Genomic DNA, 3,677 nt, shown 5'->3' with positions numbered 1-3,677 from the left:
CTCTCCGTCCGGCAGCTTCAAGCCTTTCTGGAACAGATGGAAGGCCGTTCTCCTGCAGAGGTGAGTTTTCTGCTGGACGAGGAAGGACAGGTGGTGGCCAGTACGGCGGGGCCTGCTCCCCATCCGCTGCTGGTGGCTGTGCAAGAGCAGGTGGGCTCCTGGGAGACGGCCTCTTCTCAGAATTCGCTGCGCCTCGTGGTTGGCGGGATCCCCTACTGGGTGGAGGTGGAGTCCCTCCAGAGTAAAGGGAGGCTGGGCTTTTATTTTGTGCATGGGATCCCAGAGGCAACCCTTCTGGCCGAAGTCCATCGGAGCGCCCAACAGGCTGCGCTGCTGGGGGGTGGGCTATTGCTGAGCATGCTGGGGACAGGGATCCTCCTCGGCGAAGCTCTCTCCCGTCCCCTGCGCCGCCTCACCCAAGTAGCCGAGCAATTTATCCAAAGCGGTTTCCAGCCCTGGCCTCCTTTGGATCCCGGCCCCATCCAGGAGGTGCAGACGCTAACCAAAGCCTGGCAGCAGGCGGCAGCAGCCCAGCAGGCCCTGCTGGATCGTCTGTGGCAGCAGCAGCAGGAGTACCGTGCTGTGGTAGAGCAGCAGACGGAGCTGATCTGTCGCTTTCGGCCCAATGGGCACATCACCTACGTCAACTCTGCTTTATTGCGTTTCTTCGATCATCGGGTAGAAGAAGTGGTGGGCCGAGCTTTGTGGGATCTGCTGCTGGAAGAAGAGCGGGAGGTGGTGCTGCAGGCTTTTGCCGCTCTCACGCCTGAGAGTCCTTTTTATAGCAGCGAGCGGGAGTACCCCGGCAAAGACGGCCAGTCCCGCTGGATTAGCTGGGTAGATCAGGGCATTTTCGACAGCCGAGGCCGCCTGGTGGAGATCCTATCGGTGGGACGGGAGATCACCGAGCAGAAACGGGCAGAACAGCAGTTGCAGGCCCTCAACCGGGAGCTGGAAGCCCAGGTGGAGCTGCGCACGGCCAAGCTGCAGCAAGCCTTGCATTTTGAGGGGGTGCTGCGCGCCATCAGCAGCCGGATGGTGGTCAGCCTAAACGAGGGGGAAATCCTGGAAGAAGTGGTCAGAGCCCTTGCCGAGGCACTAGGCCTAACCTGCTGCCAAGTCCTGCTGCTTTTAGAAGATGGGTCAACCTGGATCCCTGGCTACTGCTACTCCCCCTCTCTCTCTTCTGACGTGGCTCAAGATGGCGGGGCGGATCCCTTGCATGGGCCAGACTACGCCAGCGACCCGGAGTTCTTGCGCCTGCTGCAGTCCCATTCTTCCTCACAGCAGAAATGGAAAATCCACTGCTGTTGTCGGAAGGAAGGACGCTGGGTGCGGCTGCTGGTCTGCACCCTTTGGGACAAAGAGAAGCGGCTGGGAGCTTTGCTGTTGGAGCGGCTGCCGGAGCAAGAGTTTTCCGAAGACGAGATTCAACTGGCCTATCAGGTGGCCAACTTGTGTGCCCTGGCCATTCGCCAAGCCCGTCTGTACCAAGCAGCCCAAGCGCAGGTGAAGGAATTGGAGCGGCTGAATTTGCTGAAGGATGATTTCCTCAGCACCGTCTCGCACGAGCTGCGCACCCCCATGACCAATGTGCGCATGGCCTTGCAAATGCTGCAAATGACCCGCGATAACCCCGAGAAACAGCGGCACTACTTCACCATTGCCCTGAAAGAGTGCAACCGGCAAATCGAGCTCATCAACGACCTGCTGGATATGCGACGGCTGGGAGCCGGGACGTATCTGCTGCAACCAGAGAATATTTTTCTGCCGCGGTATTTACAAGATTTGCTGGCCGGGGCTCAGCCTTTGGCCCAAGCCAAACATCAACACCTGCAACTGCACCTGGAGGCAGGGATCCCCTCGCTTTGGGCCGACCCCACCTGCTTGGGGCGCATTCTGCGCGAGCTGCTGCACAACGCCATCAAGTACACGGCCCCCGAGGGATCCATCCACCTGCGGGTTGTCTCAGAAGGAGAGGGGATCCTCTTCGTCTGCAGCAACAGCAGCGAGATCCCAGAGCCAGAGCTGCCCCGCATCTTTGAAAAGTTTTACCGGATCCCGCAATCGGATCGCTGGAAGCACGGCGGCACCGGCCTGGGGCTGGCTTTGGTGAAGCAACTGGTGGAGCATATGGGGGGGAATATCTCCGTCAACAGCTCGGATGGATGGACGCATTTCCAAGTTTGGTTGCCCCAAGGTGAGGATCCTGCTCCGCCATTGCCCGGCCCACCCCCAATGTCAGAAGACCTCCCCTTTTGGAAAGAGGCTGGGGGTGAGGGGCATACCTGACCCCTATCCCGGCAAGACTTGTTGCTGCCAGAGGGCCTCCAGTTGCACCGTGTATTCGGAGTTCACGATGGGCACTGCCCCAGCAATGGCCTCTTGAATGGGGATCCCGGCAGCAGCCTCCAGCTGGGCAAAAGCTGTTTGGTAGTCGGCAGACAACCGGCTGACATCAATGAGCGGCAGATCCCCCCAGACCTCCGGCTTGAACTTTTCCAGCTGCCCCTCCGGGCTGGCCAAGACCTCTGCCAGGACCATTGCCCCCCAAGGATTGGCCGCATTAATGGGAATGGCTGTAAACGAGGGATCGATCAAGCTGGTGCCCGGGATCCCATAGGGGGTGGTGCTGGGGGGAAATTGGCCGTTGCCCTTGCGTAAGATCACCTGATCGATAAAGGTGGGGATGAGCCACACTTCGCCGTTGGCAAAAAGCTCCGCCAGGCGGGCAAAGGTGGGCGGGTAGGTTTGGCCCTGTCTCCACAGGAAGGGATCCAGCTTTCTCAGGTATTCCACCAGGGCAGGGGATTGTCGCGACCAGAGATCGGCATCGAAGTCCGGCCCGCTGTACTGGGCATAGCCCCCGGTCACACCATAGAAGGCGCTCAACAAAAAGCGGCTGCCATGAAAATCCGGCGGGGCCACGTAGGTAAATCGCCCTGGATTGGCCTCTGCCCAAGCCAACAGTTCGGCGTAGCTCTGGGGGGGATTGGGTACCCGCTCGGCATCATAGGCCATTAAAAAGTAGTTGCCGGTGTAGGGTGCAGAATAGCCCTCGGTGGGCAGGCCAAAATCCGTTGCAATATCGGCGGGATCGTAGAAGGGCAAGCTGGGCAATTTCTCAGCAAAAGGGCCGAAGAGCAAATTCCCCTGCTTGAGGGTGCGGAAGTTGTTGCCGTTGATCCAGATGAGATCGATGCTGCCGCCGCTGAGCAGCCCGGCCTGTACCTCCCCAATCACTTTGTTGACTGCTTCAACGGTATCCGTGAGCGGGATCCGGTTCAAGCGAATGCCATAACGCTCCTGCAACTGGCTTTTCACCCAGCCATCCACGAAGCCGTTGATGGCCTCGCTGCCGCTCCACATGGCCCAGTTGACAGAGCTGCCCCGCGCCCGCTCCAGAATATCCGCCCAGCTCAAGGATCCCAGATCCACCGAACTCTGTGAGGTATTCTGGGCAAACGGAGAGCCTTGACTCAACGCCCAAGCTCCCAGGGATCCCAGGCCGGCCAACACCTGCCGCCGCTTCCAGAAAACGCTTTTGGGTTGCATAGCCTTGCCACCATCCCCATCAAACTTTCAGGTTCCAGATTCAACTTAAACTGATACATTTACGCTGAACACTGCTGAGCATTACTGCTCAACGGTGAAGCGATAGCATTCTGTCCGTTTCC

The 3,677-nt window shown here is 59.3% G+C and carries 2 protein-coding genes; one reads left to right on the top strand and one right to left on the bottom strand.

Features of this window, described 5'->3' with window-relative positions; genetic code table 11:
- Window positions 1–2,292: ATP-binding protein (locus NW837_RS05695; protein ID WP_414329761.1), on the top strand; the 2,292-nt coding region annotated here is incomplete at its 5' end.
- Between the two features lie 3 nt (window positions 2,293–2,295).
- Here the strand turns inward: NW837_RS05695 and NW837_RS05690 are convergent.
- A complete protein-coding gene (locus NW837_RS05690) occupies window positions 2,296–3,555 on the bottom strand; it encodes an ABC transporter substrate-binding protein (RefSeq protein ID WP_414329759.1) in 1,260 nt (419 codons plus the stop codon).
- Window positions 3,556–3,677 lie beyond the last annotated feature (122 nt).

It is taken from the genome of Synechococcus sp. R6-10 (assembly GCF_047461815.1).
Classification (GTDB): domain Bacteria; phylum Cyanobacteriota; class Cyanobacteriia; order Thermostichales; family Thermostichaceae; genus Thermostichus.
Note: the sequence above shows the minus strand (reverse complement) of the source record. Positions and strands in the feature narration are given on the sequence as shown.